13 protein-coding genes are annotated in these 19,942 nt (G+C 52.4%); 7 read left to right on the forward strand and 6 right to left on the reverse strand.

The window, feature by feature from the left end; translation table 11 throughout:
• Positions 1-405: 405 nt before the first annotated feature.
• Positions 406-1,221 (forward strand): DNA-formamidopyrimidine glycosylase, encoded by an 816-nt coding sequence (mutM, locus tag FHS90_RS14760; protein ID WP_066836880.1) that lies wholly within the window; start codon positions 406-408, stop codon positions 1,219-1,221.
• A 76-nt stretch (positions 1,222-1,297) separates the two neighbouring features.
• Here the strand turns inward: mutM and tamL are convergent, their stop codons facing one another.
• From tamL to FHS90_RS14785, 5 genes are all read right to left on the reverse strand, one after another.
• The gene (tamL, locus tag FHS90_RS14765; protein WP_182513623.1) at positions 1,298-3,652 is read right to left on the reverse strand and encodes a translocation and assembly module lipoprotein TamL; all 2,355 of its coding nucleotides are present in this window, start codon (positions 3,650-3,652) and stop codon (positions 1,298-1,300) included.
• Complete coding sequence (locus FHS90_RS14770) at positions 3,652-8,655, reverse strand: translocation/assembly module TamB domain-containing protein (protein ID WP_182513624.1); 5,004 nt, start codon at positions 8,653-8,655, stop codon at positions 3,652-3,654. The genes tamL and FHS90_RS14770 overlap by 1 nt, the downstream gene beginning before the upstream one ends.
• A 1,168-nt stretch (positions 8,656-9,823) precedes the next feature.
• The gene (locus FHS90_RS14775; RefSeq protein ID WP_182513625.1) at positions 9,824-11,194 is read right to left on the reverse strand and encodes a GH1 family beta-glucosidase; all 1,371 of its coding nucleotides are present in this window, start codon (positions 11,192-11,194) and stop codon (positions 9,824-9,826) included.
• Positions 11,195-11,266: 72 nt separating this feature from the next.
• The gene (locus FHS90_RS14780; RefSeq protein WP_182513626.1) at positions 11,267-12,274 is read right to left on the reverse strand and encodes a glycosyltransferase family protein; all 1,008 of its coding nucleotides are present in this window, start codon (positions 12,272-12,274) and stop codon (positions 11,267-11,269) included.
• Positions 12,271-13,140 carry a UDP-2,3-diacylglucosamine diphosphatase gene (locus tag FHS90_RS14785; protein ID WP_182513627.1) on the reverse strand — a complete coding sequence of 290 codons (870 nt, stop codon included), beginning with the start codon at positions 13,138-13,140 and terminating at the stop codon, positions 12,271-12,273. The genes FHS90_RS14780 and FHS90_RS14785 overlap by 4 nt, the downstream gene beginning before the upstream one ends.
• A gap of 787 nt (positions 13,141-13,927) precedes the next feature.
• Here FHS90_RS14785 and FHS90_RS14790 point away from each other — a divergent pair.
• Positions 13,928-14,800 carry an ion transporter gene (locus tag FHS90_RS14790; RefSeq protein ID WP_182513628.1) on the forward strand — a complete coding sequence of 291 codons (873 nt, stop codon included), beginning with the start codon at positions 13,928-13,930 and terminating at the stop codon, positions 14,798-14,800.
• 81 nt (positions 14,801-14,881) lie between these two features.
• Here the strand turns inward: FHS90_RS14790 and FHS90_RS14795 are convergent, their stop codons facing one another.
• Positions 14,882-15,316, reverse strand: a complete 435-nt coding sequence (locus FHS90_RS14795; RefSeq protein ID WP_066836856.1) for a GNAT family N-acetyltransferase — start codon at positions 15,314-15,316, stop codon at positions 14,882-14,884.
• A 109-nt stretch (positions 15,317-15,425) separates the two neighbouring features.
• Between FHS90_RS14795 and FHS90_RS14800 the strand changes: the two genes are divergently transcribed.
• The 5 genes from FHS90_RS14800 (at position 15,426) to FHS90_RS14820 (ending at position 19,854) form a co-directional block, all read left to right on the forward strand.
• Positions 15,426-15,917 (forward strand): YajQ family cyclic di-GMP-binding protein, encoded by a 492-nt coding sequence (locus tag FHS90_RS14800; RefSeq protein WP_066836859.1) that lies wholly within the window; start codon positions 15,426-15,428, stop codon positions 15,915-15,917.
• A gap of 124 nt (positions 15,918-16,041) precedes the next feature.
• A complete protein-coding gene (locus FHS90_RS14805; RefSeq protein WP_182513629.1) occupies positions 16,042-16,836 on the forward strand; it encodes a TerC family protein in 795 nt (264 codons plus the stop codon).
• Between the two features lie 130 nt (positions 16,837-16,966).
• Complete coding sequence (locus tag FHS90_RS14810; protein ID WP_182513630.1) at positions 16,967-17,812, forward strand: hypothetical protein; 846 nt, start codon at positions 16,967-16,969, stop codon at positions 17,810-17,812.
• Between the two features lie 100 nt (positions 17,813-17,912).
• A complete protein-coding gene (locus FHS90_RS14815) occupies positions 17,913-19,154 on the forward strand; it encodes a GmrSD restriction endonuclease domain-containing protein (RefSeq protein WP_182513631.1) in 1,242 nt (413 codons plus the stop codon).
• Positions 19,155-19,239: 85 nt separating this feature from the next.
• The gene (locus FHS90_RS14820) at positions 19,240-19,854 is read left to right on the forward strand and encodes a toxin-antitoxin system YwqK family antitoxin (RefSeq protein WP_182513632.1); all 615 of its coding nucleotides are present in this window, start codon (positions 19,240-19,242) and stop codon (positions 19,852-19,854) included.
• Positions 19,855-19,942 lie beyond the last annotated feature (88 nt).

The following is a 19,942-nucleotide window of genomic DNA, read 5'->3' on the forward strand; positions in this document are numbered from 1 at the left end:
AGGCCGCATAGATGCCGGGCGGGTAGGGAGCTGCCCCGGTTACAGCCTACCCGCAAAGCAAGAGAGGCGGCGGCGAAGGTTTCTGCGGCGGCCCCTCTTTCTGCCCGTGCGGCCCCCCCTGCACAGGTGGTGGTCTGGCTTTGCGGGTGCGCCATGATTCTTCAAGAGCGGTATTCTCAACGTGCGTGGCCGCGCCTGTCTGCCGCGCCACCCGTTGCGGCACTGCCGAAAAATAAGACGGAACGGCTATGCGGGGAACCGGGGGCAGAAACTCAGGATGGGGGAGGGGCTGCGGTGCACGTAACAACACTTTTTGCGTAACATTCAGCAGATTTGCCTGTTCAACCAGAAGCTGTTTTCGGCCTGTTTTCTGAAAAACAGGCCAAAAACGTAATTCCTGCCGCCATGCCTGAACTACCCGAAGTAGAAACCTACCGCCGTTTTATTGATGAAACCTGCCTCTGCCAACCCATTGCCGAAGTGGAGGTGCAAGACCCCAACCGCCAGCTGCAGGTAGATTTGGACGAATTTAGGCGGGCTTTGATTGGCAACCAGTTCACCGGCACCCACCGCATTGGCAAGCAGCTGTTTCTGGAGACAGAGAAAGGCGTGCTCGTGACCATGCACTTCGGGATGACGGGTGATGTGGCCTATTACCGTGATGCCGCCGAGACGCCCCGTTTTGCCCGGGCCGTTTTCCTTTTCCAGAACGGGTTCAGGTTTGCCTTTGTAGACTCCCGCAAGTTTGGCCGGCTGGGTCTCACGCAGAGCGTAGACGAGTTCAGAAAGCAGAAGAAACTGGGGCCAGACGCGCTCACCCTCACCGCTGAAGAATTGGCCAAAGGCTTGGCCAACAAGAAAGCGCCCATCAAACCCCTGCTGCTGGACCAGCGCATTGCCCCCGGCGTGGGCAACTGGATTGCCGATGAAGTTCTGTTCCAGGCCCGCCTGCACCCCGAGCGCCCCGCCAACCGCCTGAGCGCAGAGGAAATTGATCGCCTGGCCGCCGCTATCAGGGAAGTGCTGGAAACCGCCGTACAGGCAGAGGCTATCTACCGCGATTTTCCCGCCCACTACCTCATTCACGCCCGCGAATGGGACACCGCACCCGCCTCACCGGTAGCAGAAGCCCACCTGCACTGCCCGCACTGCCAGAGCCGCATTGAGAAAGAGTATGTGGGCGGCCGCGCCACGTACTTCTGCCCTGTCTGCCAGGTATGAGGTAAAGTCTGTTTTGGGGCTGTTTTCTGAAAAACAGCCCCAAAACAGACTTGTGTCTTAACGCAAAGCAGCAGGTCTAGAAAGGATAGCCAATGGCCAGGTTTAGCACACCGCTGCCAAAGAGGCCGCTTTTGGGGCGGTCGTTGTTGGGGTAGTTGGGGTCCCGGAGCGGGAAGGCCAGATCAAACCGAAGCACAAAAAACTGCACGTCAACCCGCACCCCGGCGCCGGCGCCCACGGCCAGCTGACTCATGAAGTTGCCGGAGAACTTGGCGCCTGGGCGGTCTGGATCTTCATTGATCAACCAGACGTTACCGGCGTCTACAAAAACAGCCCCTTTCAGGTACGGGTCCAGGAGCGGGAACCGGAATTCGGCGTTGCCTTCAATACGTATGTCACCGGTCTGGTCAAAGAACGAGAAGCTCTGCGCCACGGGATCATCTGTGTTCAGGTTGCGGGTGGGCTCATACACCCCGGGGCCAATGCCGCGGGCGGGGAACGCCCTGATACTGTTGGGGCCCCCAATACCATATTGCTTGATGTACGGCAGCACGGTAGAGTTTCCGTAGGGAATACCCACGCCGCCAATCAGGCGGGTGGCCAGCACCAGTTTGTCTGTAATGTTGAAATAATAGCGGGTCTCCAGGTCTGTCTTCACGTACTGCGAAATGGCTTGGCCGGCCAATGTGTTAGGGTCTTCCGGATCTGCCGGTCGGCCATTCTTGGCCCTGAAAAACAAACCCCACAAGCCGCCGGAGAGGTCAATGCCGGGGCTGATGTAGAACTGGTGCTTGCGCCCCTGTATGCCCTGGGTGTTATAGGTGAACCGGTAGTTACCGCCAATGATGAACTGCTGGTCAAAGCTGCGGGCCAGGAACGGGCGGTCACGCAAGATTCTGCTGAATGCCTCAGTAGAGTCAACCAGACGGGCAAACATGACCTGCACCGGGTTGATCTGGATCTCTGTGGTGGCGCGCTGTTTCCAGGAGTAGCCGTACTCAAAGTTAAACGAGTTCTGCTGGAAGTATTCGCGGCGGTCAATGAACCGGAAACCGGCCATGAACCGCGTACGCGGCTGGTACATGCTGTTGGAGATCCTGATGTCAAACGGTGAGATGATGCGCGGGATCTGCATTTCGGCGTCTGCCCCAAACTCATAGGAGGTGAGGCCGGCGGGGCGTTCGGCGGTGCCGCTGGTCTGGTTCTCAAACGAGGCCACCAGGTTGAGCATGAGCAGTTCTGCGCCGCGCAGGGCGTTCCGGTTCCTAAAGTTGATGTTGATGCCCGGCCCGGCGTAGCCGTTTGACTTGGTCACCATCTGCACCTCGGCCCTAACAGATTTCTTCTTGGCTTGGGTCAGGAGAATGTCTGCGTTGAGCAGGCCGTTGGTGCCCACAGAATCCAGAGGCTCAAACCGCACCTCGGCAAACTTAAACGTGCCCAGGTCCATGAGACGGTTAATGGTCTGCAGGTGCCTTCTGCGGGAGTAGTAATCGTCATTCTTGATAAACACCGCGTTAAGAATGGCCTTGGCTTTGAACGTCTTCTCATCTGGGTAATACAGATAGTCTTCAAACTGCACCGGGGGTAACGAAGCGGAGCCCAGGCTGTCACCAATAGAGTAATCTGAAAAGACAGAGACTTGGTTGTATTTGTAGGGAATCAACGCCTTGTCTGGGGCGTCTTCTTTGATACGCACATAAATGTTCACCTTGTTCTGCTGGGTGCTGTCTACGTGAAAGATGAGGTAGCCTTCGTCAAAGAAGAAGTAGCCCTGTTCCTTGAGCGCGGCATCAATGCGTATGCGTTCGGCAATGAGCGTCTCCAGGTTGTACGGGTTGTTGACCTTGAGCAGGCTCTGCGGCTCGGTAGCCCTGATCCTGATGGCCAGGCTGTCCTGCCCCTGCGGGTACTGGATCTGCTGAATGGTATATTGTTTGCCCACCGTGGCGGTATAGTGCACCTGCGCCATCTTGCGCTTGCTGGTGCTGTCAACGGTGTGGGCCAGCTCTGGCTGGAAATAACCAATGTTGTACAGCCGGTTGATCATTTGGCTGCGCACGCGGGCCGGATACGCCTCACTCAACAGTACCGGCGGCTCCCCCAGACGGGTTTTGATCCAGTTCTTGATGCCTTTGGTTTCCTTGTTGCCGCCCATGGCGCTGTAGATGGCCAGCTTGGGACGCATACCTAAAAAAGAGGTGTTCGGCTTGGGCCTGATGGCGTCTGCCAATTCTGCCTCTGCCGCTTTGGTGTCTGTTTCCGGGTAAGGCGAGGTGACTTTGATATCACCGCCAGTGTAGAGATAATCGCCCTGCGGAACACTTTTAATGCCGCTACAGCCCGCCAGCAGCAGGAGCGCCAGAAAAAGGGCACCGGTGCAAGAGGCGGCGGCAGCGCGGGAACGATTATGGAAGAAGGTCAGGGTCATTATTTTGCTTTGCCTGTGTTTTTGAAAAGTTCAGCTAGGTTGTCATAGTCTTTGACGAAGATGAGGGAGAGGCCCGTGCGCTGCAACTGCCCGTCTAAGAAGCCCTCATATGAATTCTGACGGAACGCCCGCAGCCGCAGCCTGCCGTCTGGCAGCACCGAGTACTCCACCAGCACGTCACCGGCAAAGCCGCTGGCACCAGAGGCTGAACTCTGGCCGCTGCCCTCCAGGTTGATGTCTGTCCCGAAGCGCACGGTGAGCCGGTCATTGAGCAGCAGCTGCTGCAGCGCCACGTTCAGATCAGTGCGGCTTTGCCCTTCGCCGGTAGAATAGTCATCATAGGTGTTCAGCCCCAGATCTAGTCCAAGTCCGCCCAGGTATTTCCCGGTGAGGTTGTTCAGCTGGTCTGAGAGTACCTTGCTGGCGCTGCCGCGCAGGGCGCTGTTGATGCCACCGCCGCCCGACGAGGCCAGCGGGTCTGGTGCCATGAACCTACCCAGTACCAGCAATGAGAATACCTGCTTGGTACGCTCAGACTCCTGCGTGGGCTGGTTCAACTGTTCCAGACGGGCCTCTATCTCGGCATCGCCGCGGGCGTTTTCTTCCATCGCAATGCTGAAGGAAATGGCAGGGTTCATCAGTTCACCAGACATGTTCAGGTGTACCTCAAACGGCATCTTCTGCCGGAACTGCGGTGCCGGATTAGGATCTTGGTTGGCAATGAGCTCATACGGCGCGGCATCTACCTTGTAGATTGCCGTGACGTTGACATCTGGGGTGTACGGGTCTCCCGTCCAGACCACGTAACTTTCTGGCGAGAATTCAAAACGTCGTTCCACCAGCTCATACAGGCTCATCTCATACGAGCCCTCGGTTACGTCAAAGCGGCCGGTGAGCGTGATGTTCTCTGTCACGTCATAGCCCAGATTCAAAGTAGTGTTGCCCCTGATGGTGAGTTGGTCACCGGCGTTGGGGTCTACAATCACGTTGATAGGTGTTTCATCTGTGAGCTCCAGGGTCATGGCCATCTCAATCCCTGACACCTCGGCATCTAGCGTGTCTAGTTCTTTCTGCCTTCTCAGGCGGCGGTTACGGGTACTGTCAACGTCTACAAAGACCACAATGCCTTCGCGGTTCACGCTGGTGGGCTCATCTGGCATCACGTAGGTGAAGGTGGAGTTAGGCGCCACTTTCACGTTGGTGTTGATCACGGGCACGTTCAGGTCGCCGGTAATGCGGGTGTCACTGTCCAGGAACACGGTGCCGTAGTACAGCGGGTTGTCGGCCGCGGTGCTGTTCATGGCCAGGAAGTTATCTGTGGTGGCCCGCAGGTTAAAGCGGTAGTCAATGAAATTGGTGGTGAGAATGGCCCCGTTGATCACCGCCTCATTGCCCAAAGAGTCAACCAGGGAGAACTGGTTAAACTGAATGCCTTCATTGTTCACCACCAGCCGCTCATCTGGAATGCGGTAGGTGGAGTTGAGCATGGCTACGTTGAAAGAGGCGTTCTGGAACTGCAGATCCCCCTGAATATTTGGGCTGCTGGCGCTGCCCCTCACTGCCACCGTACCGCCTAAACCGCCGCTCATGTCTTTGAGCATGCCTTGGGTGAACGGTTGCACGCTGGCCAGATTCAACTGGTCTAAGGTTACATCAAAAGACATAGGCTGACCTTCAGTGGCCAGATAATAACCCGTCACCGCTACATTGTTGCCGTTGCCGGTAAGGCGGGCGTTCACGTCATAGCGGTTAGCGGTGGTGTTACGCGCTTCAACAGCAATATCACCCACGGGGTTGTTCTGGTAGCGGAGCCCCGTCAGGTCCATGTCAGCGGTGAAACTCATGGTGCCGGCCAGGTCATTGATAGTGGCTTGCCCGTTCAGTTGCCCGGCCAGCAGACTGTCATCTTGTGTGACGGCGCGGGCTAAGTACCCAAGGTCCAGGTTCTGGATATTCACGTTGAGCGGCGAATTCTGGTTGTTGGGGTTCTGGCTTTGCAGCGCAATGGACTGCGGCCCGTTAGACAGCTGCAGATTATTGGCCACCACCGCGCCTGAGGCGGTATAATAGCGCACAAAATTGTTTGGTGATACTGCCCACTTATCCCGGTTGATCACCAGGTCTGGCGAGATGTTCACCTCAAGGGCGTTGGCCAACTGCTTTAACTGCACGCCAATGGCGGTTTCTTCTTCGCCCCCGGCGCTCATGTTAGCCGCCCTGGCCGCCACTATGTTGTCTTGCACGTTGCCGGCCAGCACAAGGTTGTTCACCCTGAAGGTGGTATCCTGCCGCACCCGTTCTGCCCTTACCGCATAATTCAATTGGTCAGGGTTGGAGTCTACATTCAGGGTGAGCGAGTCTAACCGGTAGCCGCTGTACCTGATGCGCGGCAACAGGCCGTGCACCTCTAAGTTGGCGGTTCGGCTGTCATAAGAACCGTAGAGCGTGTCCAGCTGAATTCTCCTGAGCCCCGGTACAAAGGCGGCAATGACTCTGGGCTTGTGCAGCGCCATGCCAAACGTAAACTGCTGCGGCGTAGCCGATGCCCGGTAGGGGCCGTTGCCCATGTCATAGTACCGGCTGATGTGGTTGATAAGCTCCGGCGCCAGATTGCCCAGGGCAATGTTGCCGTCAAGGTTGGCGGTTAAGATGTCAGATAACAGACGTACCTGTGTCTGCCCCGGCCGCTGCACCAGCGCCAGGTTCAACGTGTCAATGGGAATGAGTTGGTTGTTTGTGGTCACGGCCGCGTCATAGGCCACCACGGTTCCGTTGAGGCTGTTGGCATCTGCCCCCGTCATGTTGGCCTCAATTCTTCCGCGCAAGCGTAAATCCTCACCATATAGCTTGATGGCTTGAAAATCAATGTGGCTGATGTTAGCGGCCACCTGAAAATCAGGCTGCTCCCCGCGCAGGTTCACTACCCCGTTCAGGCTGAAGGCAATGTTCTCATCACGGCTGCTGAGGGCTTTGATGTCATAGCGGTTGCGGTTTACATCTACATCCAGGTCAATGTTGCGGTAGGCGTAGCCGTTGTACTCCAGGCTCTGCACGGCCCCGTCTATGCGGGCCACCATGTTCTCAGGGGCCAGACCGGTGCCGTTGATGTTGGCTACCAACGTAGCTCGGCCCAAGGCCGGATTTTGAATCAGTTTGCCTACGTCAAAGCGCAGAAGGCGCACGTTGCCCTGAATACGTTCCTGGCCCGGCGCCCGGCCCGGTTCCATGTCAATGTTGGCCACGGCATTCCCGAAGCTGGTGCGCAAGGTGGCATTCACATCAAATGCGGTGGTGCTGCCGCTGAAGGTACCCTCCAGGTCTATGGACGGCGGCAGCGTAATGTTGGCGGGCAACGTACCGGCCGGCAATAATGATTTGATGTCTGCGGCGGTGGTGTGGAACCGGTTGATCTTTACGTTGGCCAGCAGGTTCTCCATGTTGGGCAAGCCTCGTATTCTTCCGCTGGCGGCCAGTTCTGTATTGCGCCAACCGCTCACCCGCAGGTTATTTACCAAGAGGTTGTCCATACGGCCGTCTACCTGCCCGCTCAGGCGCACGCTCTGGTTCAGGTTGCCCGCCAACGGCGGCTGTTTGGCCAAGGCGGGTTGCAGCAGGGCAATGTCTTCAAAGCCAATGTAGGTGTTCTGAAAATCTGCGCTCAGGGTGAGTTTGCTCAGGTCATCTGCGGCAGTTTCCAGTGACGGGTAGCCTACTTTGAGGCGGCGGGCAATGCGGCTGTTGCCGGTTTGCAGAACTAAATCAGTGAGTTCGGTCTGTACCGAGTCAAACAGAATGCCGGCGGTGAACTGCTGCACCTGAAACCCGCTCTTCTCCTGAAAACTCAGGTTCTCCAGCTGGGCGGTGGTGCGGTTGTTGCTGAAGAACAGATCATTGAGCTGTACGTTCAGGTTGCGGGCCTGCAGGTGGTTATAGTCCATGCCCCGGGCCTGGCGGGGCTGGTCATAGTTGTCAAAAACCGCATCTACACCTGTGATGTTCAGGTTGTCCAGCGTAACCACCCAGTTGGCCGGCTGGCCGGTTTTCTCCACGGCTTCTTCCAGCGCCTCAATGGCTTCTTTGGGGTTGACCACGCGGTACTCAGCGGGCATGTCGGCGTTTTGGGCGTAGGCCAGGGTGCTGTTGTGCAGCTCCAGGCTGGCCAGGTCAATGCGGGTTTTCTGCAGGTCAATGTTATCGGCGTCTAGCCGCGCCTTGCCCAGGTTCACGTCTATGAATTGCCGGGCCACGCCGTTGCGGTACTTGAGTTTCACGCGGTCCAGGGCCACCGTGTTCAGCCCGAACTGCATGGTAAGCGGTTCCTGTTCGCCCTCTGGCGGAACCTTGGTCTGCACCATGTCTACCCACGTGTCACGCAGCGCGATGTTCTCAATACGGTAGATTTCCTTGGTAAGGTCCAGCTCGTCCATTTTCACGTTCAATGCCCCCACGCGGGTGGCCACGTTCTGGCCGTTCACCTGGTCACGGTAGGTGAGGTAGATGTTCTGCAGGTCAATGGTGCCAATGTCATAGGTAAAGCCGGCACTGGTGGTGTCTGTGACGGTGGTGTCTGGCGGGGTGGTGGCGAAGGCGGCCAGAATGTAGTCAAAGTTGAAGGTGCTGTCTGGCAGGGTGCGCTGCACATGCAGCGTGGCGTTGTGCAGCTCCAGGGAGTGGAGCGCCACATTTGATTTAATGAGCCCGAAGAGGTCCAGGTTGGCTGCCAGATGTTCTGAGTACCAGAGGGTGTCGCCTTTCTGGTCTTCCAGGTACACGTCTTCCAGCAGGATGTCTTTGCGGAAGTCGCTCCGGAACTTGCCAATGCGCACCTCGGTGCCAATTTTGCCTTGCAGATAGTTTTCGGCTTTGCGGGCGGCAAAGTCCTGTACTGTGGGAAACTGCAGTGCCACCAACAGCAGGAGCACCAAGGCCAGAATAATGCCAATGATCCAGAGGAGCACTTTGAGGGTGCCCAAGGTATATTTCTTAAATGCGTGCGTAGACAAGGTGAATAGGCTGGTAAAATCCTGTGATGCTACTTGTACTCAACTCATATAGCCGTGGTTACATATATGTAGGGTAACTACAATAAGAAGTGCGTTTTTGGGCTGTTTTTTGAAAAACAGGCTGAAAACAGGAAGATAGAATGGGGCTTTGGCTGATATTTGCCTTTGAAGTTGATGAAAGTGGCTATTTGCACAGGAGTGTACACATTGATGATTATTCTCCGCCTCGGAGGGGTAGGGGTGGGTTAATACGCATTGCTGATCCTTCTTTTGTAATTTGAGTTTACAGAGATTCCAATGCCATTCAGCTCAAAAGCAGTTGCTCCCACTCCCGTTCCAACCAAGCCTCAAACTGCTGTTTCTCTCTGCTTAGGTTTGTCACGTTGATTCTTGATATTCAACCTAACCAAAAGAATCAAGAAGCCCCTGACTCGCTGCCGCTCAGACAGGAGGGGCTTCATTTGTTTTCCCACCTGTCCCGGGGCTGTCTGTTCCATTGCCACCGCGGGCACTGCTAACTTCAGCCGTCTGTCCGTGCTCCCGCTAAGCTCCTCGGCGCCTGCGGCTTCTGCGTCGCCCGCTCCCGCAGGCACTGATGAGGAGGTTTGCGTTTTGGGGCTGTTTTCCGGAAAACAGCCCCAAAACGCAAAATGAAACATTTACTTTACTTCTATGGCGCGGAAGTTACTTCCGTGACTTACAACTCTAGTAGATACTCCCCCTTTGAAGGGGGCGCAGGGGGATGTTTACACCTGCCGGTCCACGCGTGCCTAATGTTTATCTGGTCATTTATAGGAGACAACTGTAATGTATTCTGGAGGTAACTTCTCAAGGCAAGCAAAATACAGCCTGTGGATTCCTGTAGGGTAAGTATAGGAAAGGTGGATAGGTGCAGGAAGCGCCTATAGTAATTGAAAGTTTAAGGGGTACTCCTTGTAAACACAAACGGCAGCTAGAGAGCTGCCGACTGTGTCCTAATCATTTTCTACAAACAAACAGTGCAAAGCTAAGCTCCTGCCACCGGCTGGAACAAGCCAAAACAAAGCTTAACAGAAAGTTGATGTAGCCGGTTGATTTAACGCGAAAGATGAAGAAAAGTATTGTCTGGCTTCATCTTCCGGTAACCCTTCGGTAACACTTGTGAGCGAACGGGGATATTTTTCAGGAATCAGGGTTGCAGAAACTGGCTGTACCATTGGCCGGACGCTTTGACAATGCGTTGCTGGGTCTCAAAGTCAACGTACACCAACCCGAAGCGCGGGTGATAACCCTCTGCCCACTCAAAATTGTCTGTGAACGACCAGACAAAGTATCCTTGCACGTTCACGCCTTCCTGCTTGGCTCTGTGTACCTGCTGCAGGTGGTCCTGCAGGTACTGTTTCCGCTGGAGGTCATGCACCTTTCCGTACACCACGGTGTCTGGGAACGCTGCCCCATTCTCGGTGATGATGATTTTCTTCACACCGGTGTACGCGCTGTATTTTTTAAGAACCTGATAGATGGCCTCCGGATGAATCTCCCACTTCATGACCGTGTGCGGAACTTTACGCTTGGGCGCGGGTACCAGTTTGGCTTGCAGGAAGGGAGTGAAGAAGGAGTATCTGACCAGCTCGCGGGTGTAGTTCTGCAGGCCAATGAAATCAAAGTCAAAAGCCAGACGCGCTTCATCGCCAGGGGCGAAATACTTTTCTATGCGGCGCAGGTAAGGTACATCAGCCACGGGATACCCTAACCCCAGCGAAGGCTCAATGAACAGGCGGTTCAGGAGGGCATCTACCCGGCGGGTGGCGTTGCGGTCACGCTCCAGCGGGCGGTAAGGCTCCAGATGGGAGCAGGAGAAGGTGGTGCCTATTTGGGCGTGCGGCAGGAGTTGCTTTAAAATTCTGCCGCCCTCGGCCTGGCAGAGGCTGGCGTGGTGGGTGGCGGCCAGAAAGGCCCCAAGTTCACGGCGGCCGGGGGCGTGCACGCCTAAGAAGTAGCCCGCTCCTACAAAGGCCATGGGCTCGTTGAGCACCATCCAGTGCTTGACCCTGTCGCCAAACTTCTGGGCGCACAAAGCAGCGTACTCCTGAAACCAGCCCACAATGTCACGGTTAGCCCAGCCGCCGCGTTTCTCCAGAGCCGCCGGTAAGTCCCAGTGGTAAAGGGTGACCCACGGTTCAATGTTCCGTTGCAGGCAGTTGTCCAGCAGGCGGTCATAGTAGTCTAATCCCTTTGTGTTCACGGCACCGGTGCCTTCAGGAATAATTCTGGGCCACGAGAAGGAAAACCGGAAGCAGGGAATATGCAGGGCCTGCAGGAGGTCTAAGTCCTGCGGGTAGCGGTTATAGAAGTCACAGGTGTGGTTAGCGTGGTGCCCCCGCTGGATTTTGCCTTTCCGCTGGGTGAACTCGTCCCAGATGGAGGCGCCTTTGCCATCGGCGGTGTGGGCTCCCTCTATCTGGTAGGCTGCCGTTGAGACGCCCCATTTAAATTCTTGCCCGAAATCTTCTTTCTGTAAGGGGGAATCTTCTTGATTTGCTGCTGCTTCGTTGTCCATGCCGGAGTGGCCCGTGGGTCTGTAGGTAAAGGGTAAATTGTGGTAAAAGCCGAAAGAATCTACCTGCGGCTTTTATGGGTGTACTACGGCCGGAACGGCGTGGGTTTCTAACACCAGGTCAATGATCTGCTCCGTCTCATTGGGGTAGTGTACGGGAATTACCTGGCCGTGTGCCAGCCATTCGGCAATGGTGGGGAGATGTTTTGACTTGAGGCTCTTGATCACCGGCACGCCCATGGCGGCCAGCGCGCCGGCATTGCAATGCTGCTCATACTGGCGTTTCATGGGCACCACCAGCAGCTTTTTCTGTAGATACAGTGCCTCGGCGGGTGTTTCAAAGCCCGCCCCGCACAGGACGCCCGCACTGCTGGCCATGCTCTGCACAAACTGCTCATTGTTAATGGGCTTAATGTGAATGTTGCCTTGCCGGATAGGAGACTGGTTGTGCTTGGAGAAAACCTCCCACTTTACATCCTGAAAAGAAGAAAGTTTTTTGAGGAGTACCTCATCTTCATAGGCCGGTAGGTAAACGGTATAGTGGCCTTGGTTAGTGGGCTCCAGCTCCCGCACCTGCGAGCGGATGACCGGCGTAAAGGTATTTTTAGAAAATCGCTCAAAATGGAAACCGTAATGGGCCGTGGCGGGCGCGTAGTTTTTCAGGATAAACCTGCCCAGATAATCGTCTTTCTTGGGCTGGGGTGCCTTAGGGTCCAATACTGCACTTTGGTGGCTCAGGGCCACGCACGGCTTCTTCTTAAAATAGCAGGCCCACGCCGAGATGGGTTCAAAGTCAGAGATGACCAGATCATAGTCCTCTACGGGAAGGTCCCGCACCTGCTCATAAAATACCTTGGTCTGGAGCTGGGCAAAAGTCTTGACAAAGTTCACGCCCCCTTTCTTCCCGAAGATGAAGCTCAGGCCATGGCATCTATATTTCACCTCAAAGGGCAAGACCAGATCTGCCTGGCAGCCGCTCACCAGAATGTCTAGCTGGCACCGTTTCTGGAGCAGGGGGACAATGTCTAGGGCGCGGCTCAGGTGGCCGTTGCCCGTGCCTTGTATGGCATATAAAATTCTCAAGCCCGTTTTAGGTTAAATTCTGAGATCAGGTTCAGGAACAGCTGATTGGTGTCTAAAGACTCTGCGGTAACATCTTCCAGGTGGTGAAGGTCCTGGGGCGCGGCGGCGTCTTCCTGGTGCCGGTAGAGGTGCCACTTGCCATCATAATACTCCAGGGCGGTGAGGTTCTCCACCCAGTCACCGGAGTTGAGGTAGGTGACAGCGCCTTTGCCGTTGGTGATTTCCCTGATCTCCGGTTGGTGAATATGGCCGCAGACCACATACTGGAACTGGTTTTCTATGGCAATCTCGGCGCAGACCTGTTCAAAGTCATTGATGAATTTTACCGCGCTCTTTACCCGGTTTTTGATGCTCCTGGAGAAAGAGACTTTGTTTCGGTTCAGTTTATGGCATATGAAATTGACCAGGCTGTTGAGCAGGATGAGCAGGTCATAGCCGTGGGCCCCCAGCCGGGCCAGCCATTTGGAGTGCTTCATGGTCACGTCAAAGACATCACCGTGGAAGATCCAGGCCTTTTGCCCGTCCAACTCCAGCACCTCTTTGTTCTGAATACTGAAGGAACCCAGCTTGAAGCCCACAAACTTGCGCAGCATCTCATCATGGTTGCCCGTGATGTAGGTGACCTGCACGCCTTTGGCAATTAAGCCGGTAAGGTACTTGACCACCTGCATGTGGGAGGTGGGCCAGTAGTTTTTGCTGAACTGCCAGATGTCAATGATATCCCCGTTGAGGATGATCTTTTTGGGTTTAATGCTTTTGAGGTAGGCCAGCAGTTCTTTGGCGTGGCAGCCGTACGTGCCCAAGTGTACATCAGAGATCACCACCACGTCTACCTTCCGCTTTCTGTGAAGCTTCACTTTCTTCATACCCATAGGCGTTGGTGCTTAGTGCAATTTAAAAGGAGAGTAGAAAGAATGCAGCCGGTACACCAGTACCTGGAAGGCTACTTTTTGCAGGAAAGATTTGATCGTTTTCATGGAGCGTATAGTATACATAGAGGTGGCAGAAGCGTTTGTGTGCCATGTTCCCGGGTAGCCTGTAAGGCCTCAGAAGTTCTGCTCATTTATACGTTAAAGCTACTCCAGCACTATTGCCCCATGATTATTGTTTGGTTACCGTTTTGTTAAGCTTGCGGTCGGTAAATTGCTGATATGAAATGGTTTGTGATTGTTTTGTTTTACTGGGCTGGCACCTGCCAACAACATGTGTAAGAAGAGAAACGTCTGCTTTTAGGTGGCGGTAGAACGGCTCAAATTCCTTTAAACTATAAATACGCTTTGGTGGGATTGGAATACTGGATGCAGGTGATTCGCAACCGCTTTTTCTGTGGTTTGATCTGCAAGCGCCCCGTATTATAAATCCGGAGGTACTGGGGTTGGGGATGGCAAATCCTGAACAGCAAAAGAAGCCAATGGGATGCTCCTGCCTCTCTAACCAGGGGCATTACCTAAATGGGAGAAAACTCCGTTCCTTAGAGGGGTAGGTTTATCTGTATGGTTGTGCAAAAGCAGGAATCAAGGTGGAAAGCTGTTTTCGGCCTGTTTTCCAGAAAACAGGCCGAAAACAGAAATGCTTTGTTGGTATTCGGCGGAGCCGCTAAGTGCATACCTGCTCCGGTGGCCTGCGTATGCTAGGGAAACACCTGCCTATTGTATGCCTGAGAAAGAAACCCCGCCCCCTGTAGAGTCAGCCCTGAACCGAGAGCGGCGGCAACTGCTGCGCCGTATTCAGCACGCCATGGAAGGACCTATGATTGTGCTGGGGTTTGTGTGGCTGGTGCTGCTGGTGGTAGAGTTTATACGGGGGTTGGGGCCGGTGCTGGAGCTGGTGAACTACTGCATCTGGGGTGTCTTTATTCTGGACTTTCTGCTGCGGTTTGTGCTGGCGCCCGAGAAGCTCCCGTTCCTGAAAACCAACTGGCTGACCTTGATCTCTCTGGCGGTGCCGGCCTTGCGGGTATTCAGGCTGGCGCGGTTTGTACGGGTGTTCAGGACGGTACGGGCGGTGCGGGGTATCAGGCTGGTGCGGGTGCTCAGCTCGCTGAACCGGGGCATGAAAAGCCTGAGGGCCACTATGGGGCGGCGCGGCTTTGGCTACATGCTGGCGCTCACGCTGGCCGTGCTGCTGGCGGGCGCTGCGGGTATGTACGTGTTTGAGCGGGAGGCAGAGAACGGGTTAAATGCCTTCGGCGAAGCCCTGTGGTGGACGGCCATGATCCTGATCTCCCTGGGCAGCGAATATTGGCCCCAAACCCCGGAGGGGCGGGCGTTATGCTTTCTGCTGGCCCTGTACGGGTTTGCCGTGTTCGGGTATTTTACGGCGCTGCTGGCCAGTTTCTTTCTGGACCGTGACGCGGCGAATCAGGATACGGAGATTGCCGGTGCCGCCCAGATAAACCAGCTGCACCAGGAGGTGCGGGCGTTGAGGGCTGAGCTGCAGGCGGTGCTGGCCCAGCAGCAGCAGAAAGGAACGGCTGTCCCTGGCAACCGTGATGCCGCAGGGGAGAAGGACGGGAGGGAACGCTAGGAGGGAGGTGCCAGAGAAACCGAGGAACCTGTTTTTAGGCTGTTTTCTGAAAAATAGCCCAAAAACAGGTGAGGCAAGTTCCTACAGCGGTTTGCGCATCTGGTAGTGCTGCACCTCGCCAAACAGCAGGTGGGTGGGGTGTTCTTCTATGAAACCGTTGCGCTTGTAGAAGTTTCTGGCGTACTCCCGGGCCTGCACAATCAGTTCTTTGGCACCCAGTTGGCGGGCCTCTTCTTCTACTCTCTGCAGGAGCTGGCGGCCTACCTGTTTGTTCTGGTACTTGGGCCCCACGGCCAAAAACCGGAGCTGCGCCACCGTGTCTGTCTCCAGGTGTACGCGGCAGCCGCCCATGATTTCGCCGGAGTCATCGTTCACAGCCATCAGGTGCACGGCCTGGTCATCGTCTTCGGCGCGCTCGCTGCCTACCGGCTGGTGCCAGGGTTTGCGTAACATTTCATACCGTAAGCGGTAATATTGCTCAAACTCGTCAAACGAAGAGGGCTTGATAATTTGCATGACTGCGTTTTTGTCTTTGTCCGTAAAATCGCCTAAATCTACTAAGTTTGTACGGCTTTAAGCAAGACATGCCGGTGATTCGGTCATTATTTAACCTAATCTTTTTGTTATGCCATCATTTGATATTGTGAGCAAAGTTGATCCGCAAACCCTGGACAACGCCATTAATACTGTAAAGAAAGAAATCCAGTCCCGCTTTGACTTTAGAGACACCAAGGGCGGCGTGGAGCTGGACAAGAAGAGCAACGTGGTGCACATCACCACTGAAAATGACATGCGCCTGCGCCAGATTGAAGACATCATTCTGAGCAAGATTGTGAAGCAGCAGATAGACGCCACCGCCCTTGATTTCAGCAATGAAGCCTTCCCCAGCGGCCCCATGATCAAGAAAGACGTGAAGGTGCGCGCCGGCATTGACAAGGAAGACGGCAAGAAGATTGTGAAACTGATCAAAGACAGCAAGCTGAAGGTAACGCCCGCCATCATGGATGACCAGGTGCGCGTAACCGCGAAGAAGATTGACGACCTGCAGGAGGTGATTGCCATGCTGCGCCGCGCCGAGCTGGGGATTCCGCTGCAGTTTGTGAACATGAAATCGTAAGCGGGCATCAGTAGTTGTACTATAAATCTTTCTACACCCATGGCTGGGCTTAACCCGTATCTGCCAGCTGCGTTAAAGTTGGCAGGCGTACACGCCGTTATGCACTTCCGCTACTTCTAAAACTATGTTTGACATTTTCTCCAGCCCAGATGTGTGGCTCAGTCTGCTCACGCTTACCTTCATGGAGGTGGTGCTGGGCATTGACAACATTGTGTTCATCTCTATTGTGGTGTCACGCCTGCCGCGCGAGCAGCAGGGCCGGGGCCGCACCATTGGCTTGCTGCTGGCGCTGGTCTTCCGGATCATCCTGTTGATGTTCATCAGTTACATTGTGCACGCCAACCAGCCGCTCTTCACCTGGGACCTGCCGTGGCTGGACGAGCCCTTTGACGTCTCCTGGCGCGACATCATCCTGTTTGGCGGGGGCTTGTTCCTGCTGGCCAAGAGTACCACTGAGATTCACAACAAACTGGAGGGTGAGGAAGAAGGTACGCATGGCGCCAAGGGCGGCAACGCCACCATGGGCAAAATCATCATTCAGATTATTCTGGTAGACATTGTGTTCTCCTTTGACTCTATCTTGACGGCCGTGGGTCTGGTAGACCACGTGAGCGTGATGATTGTGGCGGTGATCATCTCCATGCTGATTATGCTGGCCTTTGCCAAGTACGTGAGCGATTTTGTGAACAACCACCCAACGGTGAAAATGCTGGCCCTGTCGTTCCTGATTCTCATTGGCGTGATGCTGGTGGTAGAGGCCCTGCACGCGCATATCCCGAAAGGCTACATCTACTTCGCCATGTTCTTCTCACTGGCCGTAGAGATGCTCAACCTGAAACTGCGCAAGAAAACCAAGCCGGTGCAGCTGCGCCAGAGCGATATCGTAGATACTGACGGCAACCCGGAGACGTTGATGTAAGTGGTTTTCTGGAGATTATATTTTTTGAAGAGCGGAGGCGGTGAAAACTGCCTCCGCTTTTTTGTTTATACAAGCTTGCGTTTTTGAGCTGTTTTTAGGAAAAGAGGCCGAAAACGGGAAGTGCTTTATTATGAGAGATCTATATCCTATATTCGGCAGTGCAATTACGTTTATCCGCCGGAAACGGGATGTAAACCGTATGTTTAGGTACGGCTATAGGTGTGATAAACGTAATTGTGACGGTTATACGGTAGTTGGCAAAAATAAAAAAATGATGGTAACTGATGTGAATTTAAAGCCAAGTGAGAGGCTACTTTTAGCTTTAGAAAACAGCTTTTCCAATGAGGGATTCGTTTTAAATAAATCTAAAAACGAATTCGTAAGGAGCTTTGAATTTGGCCAGGAAAGGGTAAAAGTCAAATTCCACAATACGATGTTCCTTACAGGAGCTTACCTTAGTTTTACCAAGACTTTTCTTTTACTTGAGAAGATATATTCAATAGTTTTCGGTACAGGAAAGAAATATAAGAGTGAATGGACTTTGTTCTCTGACCTGATTAATATTTATCTACAGACGGAGCTAGTAGGTAAGCATAATATCGAGGAACTATACGTTGACGGTGCGGAGGATTTCGAGAGCCTTTATACGGGTGAAAGCATAAGTAGAGCCGCCGAAAAACTATTTTCCGCATACAAGGAAACAATTGAGCCAATATTCCTCAAGACAGGAACACTAGCCGATTTAGATTTTATTTTTAATAATCAGCCAAATGAACTTTGTAAGCTCATGGGATGGTATGAAAAAAGACCACACTTAGGGTTACTTGTCAAATGGATAATCAATAAAAGTGAAGTTAAGGAACTAAAAAAGACGTACCTAAACGCATATTCAGAGATTAGACCAGAATTGAAGGACGAACTAGACAAATTAGAAAGTTTCTTGGTAGAGACTGACCTAAATAAAATTAAATACTGAAAAATTACTTTTGCCAACATTGTATAAACACCAAGCCTCGGCCGACGGCCTCGCTCGTCGTTTATACGAGCCGTTGGCAGTCATTAAAACAATAAAAATCATGACAATTCAAGACTTTATTAATAATAGAAACAAGTATAAAATTGACTACACATATCAAAGGCCAAATAATGCTTGGTCTAATGAAGACAAACAATGCTTAGTGGATACCATCTTAAGAAGTGAACCATTGCCTGTTTTTTTTCTCAATTATAAATCAGATGAAAAGGTCTATTATATCGTTGACGGACAGCAACGCCTGAATTGTATTTCTTTATTTTATGATAACAAAATAAAGCTTAACCAAAAATTCTCTGGACAGCAGTTAGATGGGAAAACTTTTAATGGTGCCAATCCTCTTGACGATGATGATAAATATAACTTCTTAAATTACAACTTGAACTTCCATGTCATGGAAGATTATGATGATGAAAGAGTTAGATTGATTTTCTCTAGGCTTCAGCGGGGAAAACCTTTGTCCTTAGGAGAAAGGCTTAATGCCAAACCTGGTACAATTGTAGAATGCATGAGAGATTTAGCAGCTCATCCATTCATGGCTAAGTCTATTGGGGTTTCAAAGGAACGATATGGTGTATTCCCAGATACTGCAAGAATTTTATTTTATGAGAAATTCGGAGCAAAGCAAAGCGGCTCTGAAGAACTCTACAATTTCTTTGACAATTATAAAGGACTGAATAAGAAATCCAAAGAATTCAAGAATGCCATTACTATTCTAAACTATTTAGAAAAATGTTTTCCTGCAGAGCCGGGGAACTACAGGCATCTCGAAAAACATGCTTGGGTATTAGCGGTCTACACTATGCTACGAGAATTGCGACTTAGTTATTCTTTAGTAGGACAAGAAGAAAAATTCAAGAAATTCATTATTGACTTTCATAGCAAAGTTTATAATGAGGACTTTAGAAAGTCTAAACCTAATTATCAAAGATTTTACGACAACGTCAGAGGCGGTTGGTCAGAGAAAATTATCGCACTCCGCAGAGATATTTTAATTAAAGAGTTTTTGGCAAAGTTCCCTTTGTCGGAACTTGACGACAAAAGGCAAATAAGTGATGAAGATAAAATCGCAGTATTCGCTGTGAAAAAGACATGTAAATTATGTGGTTGTGGCTTTAAGGATTACAAAGAAGCGGAATATCATCACAGAGAAAGGTATATCGACGGAGGGAAAAGTTCTATTGAAAACATAATGATATTATGTACGACCTGCCATGATAGAATTCATGGAAAGGTAGAAATAACAATTCCAACAGAAGAAGAGCTTGCTGAAAATGAAGAATAACGTCTGCCAACATTGTGCATAAGCCATGCTACGGCCGACGGCCTAGCACGCCTCATGCACGAGACCGTTAGCTTGTATTAATAATATGAAAAAAAGGCAGAACAGCATCTACTTGTATCTAACATTAGGAGTTGTTCTATGCGTAACGGTCTCCTTTTACTTTTTGACAGATTCCTTTGGCAGCCAAAAGGAAAAATCTTTGAAAGAAACAACAAGAATCGGCAAAACTACATTCCGGCTCTTGGACAAAGGGCAATGCTCCAGCAGATGTACAGACGTATCTCCCTGCGATAATTATTACCTGTTTTCAGCAAAGACTACCGACATTAATACTCTATACCAATTCATGAAGGAGTTTAATAATCCAAACGGCTGCCCAACTTGGATACTTTTCCAAACGGACACATCTATAAGCGCCAACTGGAAAGAAATCGTTAGCGGCAGACCAGACAAAGTCACTTACCCAAAGACTGGATTTGCACTTGGTTTTCATTGGCAGAACAGCTTCACCTTGACAGACCTGCAAAACGGAAAAGCGAACGGGAAGTACAGGAAATACGATTCCAATGGAAAACTATTCATTGAGCAGGAAATTGAGAGCAACAGCTATGAAGGCAAGCGTATTGTCTACTATCCAAAATATAAAGTTGAGCAGCTTTACAAGAACAACACGCTCATATCAGAAGACACAATAAAATAACTTGCCCTAACATGAACTCTGTTAAAAGTCAATAAAATCAGGCGGAGAATCTTTTAAAATCCGGCTGATAAGGTACACCTGAATGCAC

The sequence above is a fragment of the Rufibacter ruber genome (assembly GCF_014138425.1).
In the GTDB taxonomy this organism is placed as follows: Bacteria; Bacteroidota; Bacteroidia; order Cytophagales; family Hymenobacteraceae; genus Nibribacter; species Nibribacter ruber_C.